15 protein-coding genes and 2 pseudogenes are annotated in these 13,727 nt (G+C 56.2%); 4 read left to right on the forward strand and 13 right to left on the reverse strand.

Annotated elements, in window-relative coordinates; genetic code table 11:
* Nucleotides 1-76 precede the first annotated feature (76 nt).
* The 3 genes and pseudogenes from NDO75_RS25490 to NDO75_RS27840 all read right to left on the reverse strand — a co-directional run.
* Nucleotides 77-340: a type II toxin-antitoxin system RelE/ParE family toxin gene (locus NDO75_RS25490; RefSeq protein ID WP_058984726.1), complete on the reverse strand. Its 264-nt coding sequence runs from the start codon at nucleotides 338-340 to the stop codon at nucleotides 77-79.
* On the reverse strand, nucleotides 333-611 hold the full coding sequence (locus tag NDO75_RS25495) for a type II toxin-antitoxin system Phd/YefM family antitoxin (protein ID WP_310909393.1): 279 nt from the start codon (nucleotides 609-611) through the stop codon (nucleotides 333-335). The genes NDO75_RS25490 and NDO75_RS25495 overlap by 8 nt, the downstream gene beginning before the upstream one ends.
* Before the next feature lie 46 nt (nucleotides 612-657).
* Nucleotides 658-840 (reverse strand): annotated as a pseudogene (locus tag NDO75_RS27840) (hypothetical protein); the annotation flags it as partial.
* 118 nt (nucleotides 841-958) lie between these two features.
* Here NDO75_RS27840 and NDO75_RS25500 point away from each other — a divergent pair.
* Nucleotides 959-2,323 (forward strand): restriction endonuclease, encoded by a 1,365-nt coding sequence (locus NDO75_RS25500; RefSeq protein WP_310909394.1) that lies wholly within the window; start codon nucleotides 959-961, stop codon nucleotides 2,321-2,323.
* A gap of 13 nt (nucleotides 2,324-2,336) precedes the next feature.
* Here the strand turns inward: NDO75_RS25500 and NDO75_RS25505 are convergent.
* From NDO75_RS25505 to NDO75_RS25525, 5 genes and pseudogenes are all read right to left on the reverse strand, one after another.
* Nucleotides 2,337-2,833: pseudogene (locus tag NDO75_RS25505) on the reverse strand (hypothetical protein).
* Between the two features lie 16 nt (nucleotides 2,834-2,849).
* Complete coding sequence (locus NDO75_RS25510) at nucleotides 2,850-4,745, reverse strand: AAA domain-containing protein (RefSeq protein ID WP_310909395.1); 1,896 nt, start codon at nucleotides 4,743-4,745, stop codon at nucleotides 2,850-2,852.
* Between the two features lie 1,215 nt (nucleotides 4,746-5,960).
* Nucleotides 5,961-6,356: a hypothetical protein gene (locus NDO75_RS25515; RefSeq protein ID WP_310909396.1), complete on the reverse strand. Its 396-nt coding sequence runs from the start codon at nucleotides 6,354-6,356 to the stop codon at nucleotides 5,961-5,963.
* A 73-nt stretch (nucleotides 6,357-6,429) separates the two neighbouring features.
* Complete coding sequence (locus NDO75_RS25520; RefSeq protein WP_310909397.1) at nucleotides 6,430-6,795, reverse strand: hypothetical protein; 366 nt, start codon at nucleotides 6,793-6,795, stop codon at nucleotides 6,430-6,432.
* 3 nt (nucleotides 6,796-6,798) lie between these two features.
* Nucleotides 6,799-7,290 (reverse strand): hypothetical protein, encoded by a 492-nt coding sequence (locus NDO75_RS25525; RefSeq protein WP_310909398.1) that lies wholly within the window; start codon nucleotides 7,288-7,290, stop codon nucleotides 6,799-6,801.
* A 215-nt stretch (nucleotides 7,291-7,505) separates the two neighbouring features.
* Between NDO75_RS25525 and panB the strand changes: the two genes are divergently transcribed.
* A complete protein-coding gene (gene panB, locus NDO75_RS25530; protein ID WP_310909399.1) occupies nucleotides 7,506-8,339 on the forward strand; it encodes a 3-methyl-2-oxobutanoate hydroxymethyltransferase in 834 nt (277 codons plus the stop codon).
* Nucleotides 8,340-8,539: 200 nt separating this feature from the next.
* Here the strand turns inward: panB and NDO75_RS25535 are convergent, their stop codons facing one another.
* From NDO75_RS25535 to NDO75_RS25550, 4 genes are all read right to left on the reverse strand, one after another.
* The gene (locus NDO75_RS25535) at nucleotides 8,540-9,802 is read right to left on the reverse strand and encodes a transposase (protein WP_310909400.1); all 1,263 of its coding nucleotides are present in this window, start codon (nucleotides 9,800-9,802) and stop codon (nucleotides 8,540-8,542) included.
* On the reverse strand, nucleotides 9,802-9,996 hold the full coding sequence (locus NDO75_RS25540; RefSeq protein WP_310909494.1) for a hypothetical protein: 195 nt from the start codon (nucleotides 9,994-9,996) through the stop codon (nucleotides 9,802-9,804). Before NDO75_RS25540 ends, NDO75_RS25535 begins: the two co-directional genes overlap by 1 nt.
* Before the next feature lie 305 nt (nucleotides 9,997-10,301).
* The gene (locus NDO75_RS25545; protein ID WP_310909401.1) at nucleotides 10,302-10,718 is read right to left on the reverse strand and encodes a hypothetical protein; all 417 of its coding nucleotides are present in this window, start codon (nucleotides 10,716-10,718) and stop codon (nucleotides 10,302-10,304) included.
* 74 nt (nucleotides 10,719-10,792) lie between these two features.
* Nucleotides 10,793-11,455, reverse strand: a complete 663-nt coding sequence (locus NDO75_RS25550; RefSeq protein WP_310909402.1) for a DUF6735 family protein — start codon at nucleotides 11,453-11,455, stop codon at nucleotides 10,793-10,795.
* A 182-nt stretch (nucleotides 11,456-11,637) separates the two neighbouring features.
* Between NDO75_RS25550 and NDO75_RS25555 the strand changes: the two genes are divergently transcribed.
* Entirely contained in the window at nucleotides 11,638-11,955 is a 318-nt protein-coding gene (locus tag NDO75_RS25555) for a hypothetical protein (RefSeq protein ID WP_173862854.1), read from the forward strand.
* 6 nt (nucleotides 11,956-11,961) lie between these two features.
* Here NDO75_RS25555 and NDO75_RS25560 read toward each other — a convergent pair whose 3' ends face one another.
* Nucleotides 11,962-12,801 (reverse strand): hypothetical protein, encoded by an 840-nt coding sequence (locus NDO75_RS25560; RefSeq protein ID WP_310909403.1) that lies wholly within the window; start codon nucleotides 12,799-12,801, stop codon nucleotides 11,962-11,964.
* A gap of 106 nt (nucleotides 12,802-12,907) precedes the next feature.
* Between NDO75_RS25560 and NDO75_RS25565 the strand changes: the two genes are divergently transcribed.
* The gene (locus tag NDO75_RS25565; protein WP_310909404.1) at nucleotides 12,908-13,675 is read left to right on the forward strand and encodes a DUF1889 family protein; all 768 of its coding nucleotides are present in this window, start codon (nucleotides 12,908-12,910) and stop codon (nucleotides 13,673-13,675) included.
* Nucleotides 13,676-13,727 lie beyond the last annotated feature (52 nt).

Below are 13,727 nucleotides of genomic sequence, written 5' to 3' on the forward strand. Positions count from 1 at the left end.
CACTACCAACCGGAATCGTACTTGAATTTCAGACCGGGTTCGTCACCGACCTGGGCAGGTCTGTAGACCGCGTGTGTTACGGTGGGAGGTGACGGTCGTAGATATTCCGGCGATGCCCGACCGCCTCAACGATCAGGACATCCTCATCCCGGTCCCACGTGATGATCGCACGGTAGTCGCCAGCACGAAGCTTGTAGTATGGATACCCGGTGAGCTTTTCGAGACGATGAGAGGTCCAGTCTTTCGCCTCGTCGAGTTTCTTCACCAACCGCTCTTGGGCTTCCGATTCGAGTCCCTCCAGCAAATCAAGTGCTTTCGGTGTCCACTCGACCTCAGTCATCGATGCCCAGCCGCTCCTTCACGTCGTCCTGCGACACCGTCTCACCCTGCTCCCGCTGCTTGCGGCTCTCGGCCAGATGTTCCAGCGCTTCCTCGGACAGCTGCGTTGGCGGGTTGACAGCGTCTCGAAGCGCGTCGCGGATGAACTCGGATTTGTTCGCGTAGCCACGCTCCTCCCAGACGTCGTCGACCTGAGCCAGCAGCGACTGTGGCACCCGGACGTTGATCTTCTCCATTTCACCGTCGCCGCCGGCGTCGCTGTCAGTGCTCATATGCTGTGATACGCCTGTATCACGTAAGTAGCTTCGGTTGAATTTGCGGACTGTGGTTGACGAGGTCCAGACTGCGCTCGAGGGAGAGTCGCCGATGCTCCGAGAGGTTCAGCACGACGGCTTGGCCGTCGACGCGGAAGCCGACGTACTCGACTGCGTCTCGGTGGGACTGATCAGGCGATGCGACTGGAACCGATTCCGAACTTGCTACAGGTACATTCCCGTTCATTCGTTGCTCGCGGGCGGTTCGGTGACCCCCGCACCCCTTTCAGGGGTTCCACAAACAGGACGGCGTAGCGTTCGGCAACGTATTTGGCAGTTGCAACGTACTGTCCACATAATTGAGGATGGCTGTACTGGACGATCTCTCGGGGTTCGAGTTCGAGGACGTGATGGAGGACGTGTTCCGCAACCTCGGCTACGAGAACGTCCGTCAGGCCGACCGAACCGCCGACGAGGGTCGCGACGTCATCATGGAGGAGGTCGTCGACGGCACCCGGCGCGCGATCATCGTGGAGTGCAAGCACACGGGGACGGTCGGACGGCCGGTGGTCCAGAAGCTCCACTCCGCCATCGCGACGTTCGACTTCGACGGCCCGAAACGCGGGATGGTCGTCACGACCGGCCGGTTCACGAACCCTGCTCAGGAGTACGCAAATCGACTCCAGCAGAACGACGACCCACACCCAATCGAGTTGCTCGACGGCGAGGACCTCCGGGAGATCGCCGACGAGATCGGCCTCGACCTCTACAACGGTCGCATCGAGATCCTCTGCGACGAGACGCTACGCCCGTACGACCCGGCCGCCGAGGTCGACACCCCCGTCGCGGAGGCGTTCCGCGACATCGAGAACATCGAGGCTGCCGACCTCCCAGAACCACACTCATCGGTGACGTTCCGCCCGGTGGTCGCGGTCACCGCGGACACGAACGCCGTCTTCGAGACATCGGTGGGCGTTATCCACCGGATCAACGACCGGACGCGATTCGTTGCCCACGCCGAACGCGGGCAGCCACAGGTCGTCGACGAGGACGTCGCGACGCTGGTCACAGAGAACCTCCACGCGACGGTCGACCTCGACGCCGAGCAGTTCGGAGAGGTATTCGACGACGTCGAGGAGCGGCGGTTCGGCCAGACTCAGACGGAGTACAAGGAGTGGGCTGTCGAGCGACTCCAGCAGCACCACACGACGACGGTGACCTACACCGGCGACAACAACGTCACATACAACAAGACCTGCGAGCCGAACCGCTCGGACATCTCCGTCCAGTCGATCGAGACAGTGTACCTCCCCGAGGTTCGACAGACGACCGAGCTCCAGGAATACACCTACCCCTACGAGTACTACGCGGCAGGACCGTCAAGGGTGACTGCCGAGGACGGCATCCATCGGTGCGTCCACTGTGACACGAGCGGCGTCGATGAGACGTACACCTACTGTCCGAACTGCGGGGCCATCGCCTGTACCAGCCACACGAAAACGGAGCGGCTGGAAGGCGAGCCGGTCTGTACGGGCTGTGCGGTGACGGAACGGTTTGCGCTGAAGACGAAGTACTTCTACGATGACCAGAACCTCGAGGCGTTCCGTGAGGAGTACGCCGAGATGCCGCTCCATGAGAAGGCGATGGAGAACAAGTGGCTGGCCGGGGGGAGCGTGGTCGCGACGCTGCTGCTCGTCGTCGGACTGCTCGTCATCGGCGGTATCATTTAGACCGGTCACATTCTCACGTCGGTTCAGTAGCTAACTCTTCGAGTGCGTGCTTCAACAGGCCATGGAACTGCCAGCTGGCCCGCTCGAAGGCCTCGTCGGTTGGGCCGTCCAGCGGGGGAACGCGGAGTGACCACTCACCTTTACGGTCCACTCGGCGGGCTCCTCGAACGGGTTCCGTGACGGGCGTTCGACAACGTAGAGGTACTCCTCGTCGCCATAGATGCCGTTGGCCGGATTCTCGACGCCGTGGCCCAACAGGAACAGCGGTTGGTCGAGGTGTTCCATATTGGTCGGCTCGAGAAGATCCGCTGGCCGCGCTTCGTCGATCGTTCGGTCTGGGTCACCATCCAGATATAGGTCGATCGTCGAGAGTTTGTCGAGGAACATGAACGTCGCTGCCGTATATACTGGACCACGTTCGGTGCTAGTCGCATCGAGAGGATCCTTCAGCTGCGCGAGATCGCGAAGAACGCTCTCTGGGGAGCCGACTGAAGGATGAGACCGAAACACCGTGTTTGGTCCAAGTTCAATTTTTCAGAGCCCCCATTTCTTCCAAGTGGTCGCGGAGGTCCTGATACACATAGGCACACGAACCTTCCGGATCAGTTCCATCTGCAACGGTACCAAGAGTGTCGAAATCGCCAACGATGACAATTCGTTTCTTGGCACGGGTAAGAGAAACGTTGAGACGCCGTTCTCCCTCATCTGGCTTAGTGAGAAATCCAGTTCCATGCCAGTCATTGCTTCGAACAAACGAAACGAGGATCACTTCTTTTTCAGAGCCCTGGAAACTATCAATTGTATTAATTTCTACACTCTCGGCATCCCCCACACCAGCATCCGACAATGCGTTATCGATTTTCGTTATCTGCGCATTATATGGAGTGATCACACCAATATCAGATGGGCTGACACCATTGTCTATCAACTGAACTACTTCAGTCGCTATCAATCCTGCTTCGCCACGATTATATTTAGACCCAGTTTCCTCTTTGACACCCTCGTTGTTCGAGACATCGTACCCGACTACAGGGTCTAACCCATCCACGGTCCAGGTCCTGTTTTCTTCCCCGTGCTCCAAGGCATCGTCATAGAATTGTTTGTTCGGGAACGAAGCGATCGCTTCGTTCATTCGGTACTGCTTCGACAATTGCGTGGCGATGTGCTCGCCGTAAACATTCAGCAGGTGCTCGAAGAGCGAGATGTGAATCTCCTCTTCTTTTGATGAATCATTAGCACAGAACGGAGGCAGCTGCTTTTGATCACCAGCAAGCACCACTCGATCGCCTTGAAGGAACGGAATCAGCGTAGACGGTTGATCGGCCTGTGTCGCTTCGTCCACAACCACCAGGTCGAAGGGATTAACGTTCAACGTCGCAGCTGCACTGGTCGTTCCTGCCACCAGATCAGCTTCAGCAGGATCGATTCCTGTGTAATTCTCTTTAACAATATCACTGTCTGAACGCGAGCCAATACGAGAAATGGTCACTTCGGAAACTTCCTGCTCGTATGCATGTAGACTACTTTCATCTATATCGCCTTCAGAACTCTCTCCGATCAAGAGATTATCTATCGCCGTGTTTGAGTCAGTACAAGCTAAAACCCGGTCTCCTCGAGCAATCGCTAATTTGATAATGGCCGTGAGTGTTCTCGATTTCCCGGTTCCTGGTGGTCCCTGAATGTAACAAACATCGTTCGTGCCTAAGGCTCGTCCAGCAGCCTTCTTCTGATACTCATTCAGATCCTGTGCGTATATCTCACCAATCGAACGAGGGTATTCTACAAGTGGTTTCCTTCCACTGACCAGCTCTATCGTGTCCTCGTCTCGCTTCGCCGCATCGATCGCGCTCTTTTTTCTGTCGTACGGTACCGCGTTCAACAATTGAACGATATGGAATGACCCGGATTCGGTGAATAAGTGTTCAAGTTCGCTCTCGTGAAAGTTTCTTTCCGGCTTCGGGGAGATGTAAACACCATCGTCTGCGACATGCTCAACTTGAGCTTTCATAGGCAGCGTGGTGTCGCCATCGACGCTCCCAAATATCACTTCGTCACCGTCGTGAATGTACGTTTTATGGCGGAGGTCCCTCGTTTCCCTAGAAGGAGCATGATGGAATCTGAATTGGAAATCGCTATCTGGATGAGGGTCTCTCCCACCAGGGAATAAATTCCTAAGCACCTCTTCCTTTCGAGAAAGTCTCGAAATTGGTAAATTACTGTAATTACCCCACGTTTCTTTAACCTTAGAGTGCTTTTCCCGGTGAAGGAACCGCTGCATATCTTTGAAAACCTCATAGGTATCTGACTCCGCTATGGGGTTTTCCGCTGTGTAAGTGCTTTTGGAGGGACGCGCTGTTGTGGTTGTAGGTATTTGAATATCCGAATCAATCTCGCCTATGTTTCCGAACCCAGAGAGGGTCAACAAGCACGAATTGTGATCCGAAAGATCACTAAGGGATTCCGAACATACTTGACAGTCACCGGTGGAAAATAAATCCAATTCGTGGCTAGATTCGATATGCGAGAATAGCTTATCCGGATCGCTAGGCGAATGATTGCATTGCGGGCACGCCCACGTCGTCTTGTTTTTGGTCGGGAGTTCGTTCTCCGTTTCTCTCGAAAGGCACGGATAATGTGCTTCAGCATGCTGTATAGCATCTCCACAGATGATACAGGTATTCACTCTAGTGATCGAATGGAGATGTGATGACCGAATGTGCCTCTCCGTAACACTAGGATTTAGAAAGCCCTGACCGCAGATGAAGCACTCTGCTGGCGCGAACGATACCAACTGGGAAATAGACGGACCATGAATATCCTCATCAGAACAAAGCAAATGATTGCTTAGATCGCCGTACGAGAGTTCTTCGTTGCAGTGAGGGCATTCGGTAGTGAAGCTATCGGCTTCGAAGTGGTCACGCCAAATATGCCATCTCACAGCACCTTTGTGCTCGAAATAGGATTCACAGTATGGACAACGGTTGTTCCCGGCCTCAATTGGTTCGACTGAGAATTTCTCACCAAAGCACGTAAGATGGCCATTCAGTCCTTGGGGTGAACCTGGAGGTTCGTCGCAGATTGTGCATGTGGGATTCTCCCCGAGGAACTGTTTTCGTTCGGTTGCTGAATGAGTACTAATGTGATCGCGAGTCTCTTCCTCTGAGTATTGGAGTTCACCACAAATTGGGCAAATTCCACTATCGACGTTTAGGTTGGTCCAGATAGTTTCTGCTTCGATGGTTGAGAAGCAGGGTAAATGGTAGGTGATGTTCTCTTTTTTGAGGGGGTATTCGCATCCGGGGCAATCTTGAGATTGGCTAGAAGGGTGATGTTCATGCCAGAGATGATCACCAAGATCGGCCCATGTAGGCTCGCTCTCTGCGCAAAACGGGCAGCTGAGTACAGCCATTGAGACTTCATCTGTACTACAGTATAATAAGACCACCCTTCACGCATTGTAAATCAGACTGGCAACATTTGTGATTTCTGCCACTGCGCGCAGGCCCCACCATTGAAAGTGTATCCCTGCGGTGACTAATTATTCTTGACGTGGATTGACTCTCTGTCTAGGCGATATTCGCATGCTCAATTCGCAGAGTCGCTGAAATCTGTCTCGGAGTGAGTTTCAACAAGGTCATTACGCAAGATGGGACACCTCGTCTGGCTCGGCGACGTCGTCGAACTCTCCACGCTCCACAGGTTTCCAGTCCTCACCCGGCTCTGGACTCCACCAGTCGACCTTGTAGGCGCCCGGTGCGCCGAGGATCTTCACGCGCGCCGACCCATCAGGCAGGTCGCGACGCAGTTTCTCGTCGACGTGGAGGTTCCAGGTCGTGGCAGTATCGAAACAGGCGAGCACGGCCTCCTCGTAGCCGCGTGTCTCTCGAGATTCTTGGAGTTCGACCTGGGTGTTGCAGTTCTTGCAGAACACCCCCTCGAAGGGGATGTAAGTGAAGACCTCCTGCCCGCAGACGGGGCACCAGAGGAACTCGAACAGTGCCTCGCTGTGTCGGTCAAGTACTTCGAGGGTCATTGGTTGACTAACCCGGTCGTACCGGGCCACCACCTCGTGCCCGGCCGAAAAACAGCGCCCAGCGCTCACCCACTCACCGCTCGGCGCCGTAGACGATGCGCGAGGGGGCTTCGTACCCACAGTCCGGACAGTCGTACCAGCGCTGTACCTTCGCTCCATCAGCTGTCTTCTCACCGACGAGGATGTCGTCGTTCGGACACTCTGGGCAGTTGAGGTCCGGCGCGGGCCGCTCCCGGAGCTCGTCACGGAACGACATCGCATCCTTCGTCTCGTATCCCCGCGACCAGACCGGGTAGCCGTCGACGAGAATTGCCCCGCGCCACTTGTACCGGTAGGAGTCCGGGGCTCGATGCAGGACGGCTCGCGCACCGGTCTCGGTGTTCCGATACGCAAGCGTCGGCGAGCGGCTCTCGCGTCGCCAGTTGGTGATGCGAGGCATTATTCAGAAATGGACGTCAGCGGGCACGATCCATAGCTCTTCACTCTCCTCGAGGAGTCGGTCCAACTGTCCACGGTGGCGAATGCCGGTTCCGTGTTCGGTGTACAGGAAGATCGTCGGGCCGTCGTACGCACCGACTTGGTGGAAGGCGTGCCGGGCGAGGTCCTCGTCGCGCATGATCTCCTCGTCGGAGAGCTCGTCGATGGCCTCCTTTACCCGGTCGATATTACGCTCGAATTCCTCCTTCGTCGCCTCCCAGCCACGCTCGAGCAGGTCCTGGCCGTCATCGGAGTCGACGGGGGCTGCAGTCGGTAACTCTCCCCATCGCGCCTTCCCCGCAACGGACGTGTCCTCCTCATCGAAGGTCACAAAATAGTCGAATACTGCGCAAGAATGCGGCTCAGAGCCGACTAACCGATTGAACACCGTTTTCCCCGCAGCCAGTGCTTCGTTTTCTGTCGATGCCTCTACGAGCGCGTAGATGACCATATGCATCTGAACCACTCCAACGCCCGTCGGTACAGTCACCGACGCGCGCCATTCTCTTGCTGGCGCGAATAGACAGCTACCGGAGAAGACGATGATTCAGAGGCAGTACGGAACAGGCCTCATTCAGAAGGATAAATTCGCTCAGTACAGATGATCTATCATCCGGCCAGTACAGAAGCGATGGAAGGAACATTAAGCAATAGCGATGTAAGTGGTCGACCATGGGCCGCACATCAATCCCTGATATCATCGAGAAGTACGACAACGGCGAATCCCTCACGATGTTGACGGCGTATGATGCCCCGATAGCGCGGCAAGTCGATAATGGCGGCGTCGATATGATTTTGGTCGGGGATAGTGCCGGCGACAATCACTTGGGATACGATGATACACTCCCGGTGACGCTCGACGAAGCATTGTCGAATACCGCTGCCGTCGATCGAGCTGTCGAGGACGCCATGGTTATCGGAGATATGCCGTTTCTCTCCTATGGCACCTCGCTCGAAGAGTCGGTCAATAATGCTGGCCGGTTCATGAAAGAAGCAGGCGCTGACGCTGTGAAACTGGAGACAGCTCCGTATGGAGAAACGACGATCGAGATCATTGAACGCCTCACAGAACTTGGGATGCCAGTTGTCGGCCATATCGGGTTGACTCCCCAGCGGATGAACCAAATCGGGGGCGGATACGTGCAAGGTCGCGGTGACGAGAGTTCAGCGACACTTGAGGCATTGGTCGAGACTGCAAAACGCATCGAAGAGGCTGGCGCGTTCTCGATTATTATCGAGGCGGTCACAGAGGAAACGGGAAAACAGGTTACAGAGGCAGTTGATGTTCCTACCATCGGAATTGGTGCTGGCCGCTACGTTGATGGGCAAGTGTTGGTCATTACTGATGTACTGGGGTTGAGTGGGGAATCATACAAACTCTCGAAACAGTATGCTGACCTCAGTACGATTGTACAAGATGCAGTTGAAACGTATGTGGACGACGTTCAAAACGGGGAGTTCCCTTCGTCGGAGAATGCATTCGACCCTATTGATGGGAGAGAGTAACCATCGGCGGTCTGTTCGCAAGTACACTGTGTGGCCAGTTCAGCAAAAGACGCCTGAATACAACACTGCGTACTCCTCTTAATCAAATAGGGCCAATCTCCCTGATTGCGCCAATTCTCTCGTCCTCGTCGAATGTAACATATTGACGTCCACCTTGAAGTAAGGATCCTCCACGCTGGACGATGGTCCACGGGAGTGACTTACGGGTTTGTGCGCTGTTCGTTGGGATTTGTCCCGAGCTCAGGGGCGTCTGTGGTCGAACGCCACTCGTGATTGTCCCACTGGAACCGCACGGGCCGCGCCATCGGCCTGACTTGCTGCTCGGTGTTCCGCCGGAGGAACGTCTCTGCGGCTGTGAGATCGGCGTGTCCCTTGAACCCGCAGGGACAGGTCAGCGTCTCTCGATGCCGAACTGTCTCGTCCTGCTCTCCGCATTCCGGACACGTCTGGCTCGTCCATGCCTCACTCTTCTCCACTACCTCGATCCCATACTCCTCACAGACGGACCGCAGCTGATCGACGAACTGCTTGAACGCCCAAAAGTTCTCCAGCTTTTCGTTGATTTCAGGGGACGGTTGGATTTCGATGACGCCGGTGAGGTCGCCGATGTACACCGTTGCGATCCCCTCGTCGTGCAATCGTTCAACGAGGTTACGGATGAGGGCCTTCTGGGCATGGGTCCGCCGGCGGGAGCGTTTGCGGTAGAGCCGGCGGATTCGCTGGCTCGTGTCCCGCTCTGGCGGCAGCTTGGCCGACAGGCGCGCGATCTCTTCGGTCGTCGATCGGAACTGTTTGAACAGCTTCTCACCGTCGTAGAGATACTGCTCCCCATTCGTTGTCGTACACGCAACGAGGTTGTTGGCACCCAGATCGAGGGCGGCTTCTTCGGAAGCCAGTGGTGAACCCAGTTCCGAGTCGTCGACTGTGACTGGTTGATATGCTCGATAGGTGTCTTCAACCTCGTCGTATTGAATTTCCAGTCGGCCCTGTTCGCCGGACCACTTTGGATCGCCACGCACCTCCAGCCGGAGCCGTTCGTAGTACCCCAGTCCATACTTCTCTTTGAGATCCTGGCCGACCGGAATTTCGACCCGGGAGTAGTCGCCCCACTCGATCTCGTACGAATCGTTCCGAACGAACAGCCGGAGATCTCGCCCGTCCTCTTGATTCCCCCAGTAGCCCGGTGGGGACGCGTCTTCACAGCTTTCCAACAGCGCGAAAAACGACTTCCAGGCGGCGTTGTTCTTTCGTGTCACCGTCTGGACGCCGGCAGCGCCGAGTTGGCCTTTGTACTGTCTGCGAAACTCATCGGTCTCCCAGATGTTCTCGTCATCGAAGAACCGCTGGCGGCGGGCATAGGTCAGCTCGTTCCAGAAGCTCGCCGTCGCGTCCATGACGTCTTGTAGGAGGGCCTCATCCGACTCGGAGAGGGGACGTACCTCGAAAGTATTGGTCCGTTTCATCACTTGCTTACTTCCTGCTGGTCGGGTTGCTCCCACCGGCGCGGGATGTAGCCGAACTGTTCGATCTCGGCGGCCTGTTCTCGGAGAATCCCGACGAGGACTTGCTCTGGAACACCTGCCTGTGCTTGTTCGACCAACAGACTCTGAAGTCCCTCACGGGCGTCCTCGACGGCTTCGAGATCGTTATCGCCCATCGATGCGCTCCCGGGTATCCCCGGTTTCGTATTTGAATGTTGGCGACGCCGTCTGGCTCTGAGAGTTACGGTGACTTCGATCGAAGACGGCGCCGGCGTGTGTGGGTCCACGCCGACCAGGCGGTCGAACACCGACTTTCCGGTGGCCAGGGCGTCGTCGTGCGTCGATGCCTCTACGAGTGCGTATATCACCATATGCATCTCGAACACCTCGAAACGCCGACGCACCGGGGGTCGTTGCTCGCTCCAGCTGCGCCGGCACCCATCGCCGGCGCTCGAAAAACTCTCCTCGTGACGACGGATTCTCAGGCCTCGTCCGCTCGTTCGACAGTGATAGTCAGGTCGCCCGATTCGTAGTCGGCCTCGAAGTCGACGGCGAACGCGTCCGCCTCGTAGGCGGCGTGGTAAGCACGGTGGCGTGCGAGCGAGCCAGTTGCCTTGAAGTGGAAGAATGCGGCTGCCGTGTAGGGCTTGCTCTGGGTTTCGACCTGCGACTCGACGGATGCGGGGAGCGCGATTTGGGGCGTCTCCGTGTCGATACTCGCAGCGAACTCTTTCGCTTCCTCGACGGTTGCTTGCGAATGTGCCGGTGTCTCGCCGGTGAGCACGTTCACCGGGGTTTCCGTCTCGTCGGTGAACAGGACGTCTTCGAAGGTGTGTGTCCCGAGGATCGCCTCGGGGTCCAACTCGCAGTCGTGAAACGGGTCGTCGTCTGAGGTCATCGAATCACGAGCCTATGGCGGGGCTCACCCATTCTGACCCCTGAAAAACAGGACCTGTCACGAAGCAGATCGAACTAGGAGTGGTTCAGGCTCGCCTTCTCGAAGGGTGACTCTCCGGTCGGAATGAGCAGCTCCTGTCGGTCTCCAACTCGCTCGGCCAGCTTCCGTTTCAGGTACTGTCTCGCCGTCGACGGCGTGAAGACGCCCTTGTCGAGCATATCGCCGACGACGTCTTTGAGGGCCGCGAACTGGCCCTGTAGGTGGCCGTCGCCGACCGGCTCGCCGTCGTACCAGCGCACCGTCGCGAGCGCGCCGTTCCCGACTGTCTCTCCCTGTTCGACCGTCTCCGAGTCGTACTGGAGCCCGAACCACAGCGTCCGATAGGCGGTCACCTCGAACGTCGTCGACACCACGAAGAACGCCTCGTGGTGGAGGTAGTCGAGATGGTCAGCGACGATCCTGTCGAGGGTGAGCCCGGTGGCACGAGGCTTCGGTTCGACGACCGTCGACGGTCGATCCTCGCCAGCGAGGTAGCCGTCGACCGCATCTGCCTCGAGGCCATTGGCAAGCTCTGCGAGGAGCTGTTTCGCCCACTTAGAGTCGGTGTCGTCGCCACCGAACGGCGATTCAGCCGAGATTCGGTGCTTGAGCTTCAGGTTCGCTGCGCCCCAATGGCTGTAGTGGAGCGTGTACTGTCCGTCCGTGCGTTCGTACGCAACAAGTGCGCGATGTCCCATCGAGCAATCACCTCACAGGGCGACCGCGACTGGATCGCCCCGCACCCCTCCCGGGGGACGAACAACGCTACCAGTAGTTGCTATCGAGGCTTCTTTATTCGGGATGAGTAGTGAAATCGGGGCGGCTAAATCGGTAAGTAGAATTGCTTAGTTATTTGAACGAAGTCAGTGTAAATGCGTGTATGGATATTGACGCCGGCGAGTTCAAGAAGAACATAGAGAAGGCGTTAGAGGAGCAGTCAGGGCTCCGGATGAACGAGCAGAATGAGATCCCGTTCGAGCAATTGTTCACAGAGGAGTTCATGCAGCTGTACACAGAATTCGACTCTTTCGAAGCGTTGCTTGAGGCAAGTCAATGGGATGTTGAGGACGAGGACGATTTCGAGGCCATCCCGGAGGATGAGTTCGATACCTATGTCGACGAGCACACGGATTTCCCATCGTGGGAAGTTATGTCTCAGACTGCGGCTCAGCGGTTCCTTGAACGTCAATTCAACTGAAGTGGGTTACTGACTGACCTGCCGCCCGAGCTTGGTGATCTCCGCCTCACTGTACCCGCCGTCACTCGAATTGATGTAGGCTTGTGTCTCGACGTATCCTTTCTCTCGGAGCAACCAGAGGTTATGATCCACGACGTCTGACGACCGGCCCACTGCCTCAATCAACTCGTCACGATCAACCCGTGGATAGGTAGGTTCCGATCGGTATGACTGGAGTAACACGTCCAGGATTTCATCCTGAACCGCGTCATCCAACAAGAGTTCCTCACCCAACTCTTTTGCTCGCCACAGCGTCGTCGGTGTAATCGTCAGTGACCGCTTCCCTGGCCGCCGCTTGAAGAACCCATCATCCTTTGAGAACCGCCACACCTTATCGATCACGTCCTCATCAACGTCCTCGAATTCATCGTTGAGATAGCTGCGTAGCCGTTCACCTTGTGGACTCGGCCAGAACGTAAACGGCTGCTCTGTAAACCTACGATATGACTCACGGATCAATTCATTCTGGACCCGCCGCTCGGTCGCCGATAACCCCTCTGTCGCACCTACGTCATGCTCCGTCGATGCCCCATCTCCATCCCCATTCACCACATCGTCACTGGTATCGGACCGATCAGTCCCGTCCACGTACTCGCCAGCGTCCTCCGACTCGACTCTATTGTTCGACGTGTTGTGGACTTGGATCGCTAGAATACCCAGAGTGCCTAACATACCGATCACACCAGCAATCTCCACGAGCGAAAAAGGTGTATAGACGGTTCCGATCCCTGCGAGAATCAAGGCAGCAAGCCAGGCAAGGATGAGCTTCCCGATGAACCGCTCAGTCACGTACTGCCCAACCGACATCCTATCACTGCAAGTATTCACAGACCAGTATTATAAGTCGTAGGAGAGCAGCCTCAATCAGACATACCCACCTGATTTTTCAAGAGTTGCTGAGAAGTACCGAATTATGAGTCAAAACGACAGGACATCTTGGTTCATCGATTCCGAGGGGCCAAATGAGGAGGCTGTCGAACTGGCCTTCGCGTGGGTGCAACAGCTCGGTGAGCAGCATGAAGAGAAACGAGATGCTGTCTTGGCAGTAAACACGAAAAAGCAGCTGGACGGTGTCGTATCTACTGTGATCGGTGACCAGGCAGCAAAGGCGTTGAATAAAAAGAAGCCGGTCGGCGTCGGTGAAGCAGAGATCCAGCTGATGACGAAACGGATTGATCCATCGGGGTGGCAAAGCGGTCCTGTCCTTGCTATCTACCCAGACAAAGACCTGCTGGACAAGATTGACGGAATGTATGGTGTGACCGATGTGCTCGTCGTGCCTTGGTCGAAGGACACCGTCCAGTTCTGGATCGATACCTGGGGCGCGTCAGCACTCCAATCAGATGCGAGTGGCGATGCACCAGAAATCGATAATCCGGTCGCCAAGGAAGCTGTCGACACGCTCGATGCATTGGTCAACACCTCGACTGGGATTACGCATTCGTCAGATCGTGCTACCTGTATCGAGATCTTCAAAACCCTCCATAGCAACGGCATCAGCTTCGATCCTGAAGCAATCAGAGCCCGGTTAGTCGCTGAAAAAGGCTGGAATCCGGATTATGCCGATGACGTAAAAGAGGTCGCCGAAGGCGTCCAAACGGGGAAACGCTTCCAGTACGACTCTGGCCGTCTTAGCAACGACATTATGAACCAGTGGAAAGACGCCGCAAATGTTAATTAATCCAATATAACTGCCGGAGATCGTTTTCACTCCGTTTGCTCACGTCCCTGTA

It is taken from the genome of Natrinema sp. 1APR25-10V2, assembly GCF_031626495.1.
GTDB lineage: Archaea > Halobacteriota > Halobacteria > Halobacteriales > Natrialbaceae > Natrinema.

What these genes read in the sequence shown, in the direction of transcription:
- NDO75_RS25495 (WP_310909393.1), bottom strand. Translation starts at nt 611, where the DNA reads ATGAGCACTGACAGCGACGCCGGCGGCGACGGTGAAATGGAGAAGATC.
- NDO75_RS25555 (WP_173862854.1), top strand. Translation starts at nt 11,638, where the DNA reads ATGGATATTGACGCCGGCGAGTTCAAGAAGAACATAGAGAAGGCGTTA.
- NDO75_RS25520 (WP_310909397.1), bottom strand. Translation starts at nt 6,795, where the DNA reads ATGCCTCGCATCACCAACTGGCGACGCGAGAGCCGCTCGCCGACGCTT.
- NDO75_RS25490 (WP_058984726.1), bottom strand. Translation starts at nt 340, where the DNA reads ATGACTGAGGTCGAGTGGACACCGAAAGCACTTGATTTGCTGGAGGGA.
- NDO75_RS25565 (WP_310909404.1), top strand. Translation starts at nt 12,908, where the DNA reads ATGAGTCAAAACGACAGGACATCTTGGTTCATCGATTCCGAGGGGCCA.
- NDO75_RS25525 (WP_310909398.1), bottom strand. Translation starts at nt 7,290, where the DNA reads ATGCATATGGTCATCTACGCGCTCGTAGAGGCATCGACAGAAAACGAA.
- NDO75_RS25550 (WP_310909402.1), bottom strand. Translation starts at nt 11,455, where the DNA reads ATGGGACATCGCGCACTTGTTGCGTACGAACGCACGGACGGACAGTAC.
- NDO75_RS25545 (WP_310909401.1), bottom strand. Translation starts at nt 10,718, where the DNA reads ATGACCTCAGACGACGACCCGTTTCACGACTGCGAGTTGGACCCCGAG.
- NDO75_RS25500 (WP_310909394.1), top strand. Translation starts at nt 959, where the DNA reads ATGGCTGTACTGGACGATCTCTCGGGGTTCGAGTTCGAGGACGTGATG.
- NDO75_RS25535 (WP_310909400.1), bottom strand. Translation starts at nt 9,802, where the DNA reads ATGAAACGGACCAATACTTTCGAGGTACGTCCCCTCTCCGAGTCGGAT.
- NDO75_RS25515 (WP_310909396.1), bottom strand. Translation starts at nt 6,356, where the DNA reads ATGACCCTCGAAGTACTTGACCGACACAGCGAGGCACTGTTCGAGTTC.
- NDO75_RS25560 (WP_310909403.1), bottom strand. Translation starts at nt 12,801, where the DNA reads ATGTCGGTTGGGCAGTACGTGACTGAGCGGTTCATCGGGAAGCTCATC.
- panB (WP_310909399.1), top strand. Translation starts at nt 7,506, where the DNA reads ATGGGCCGCACATCAATCCCTGATATCATCGAGAAGTACGACAACGGC.
- NDO75_RS25540 (WP_310909494.1), bottom strand. Translation starts at nt 9,996, where the DNA reads ATGGGCGATAACGATCTCGAAGCCGTCGAGGACGCCCGTGAGGGACTT.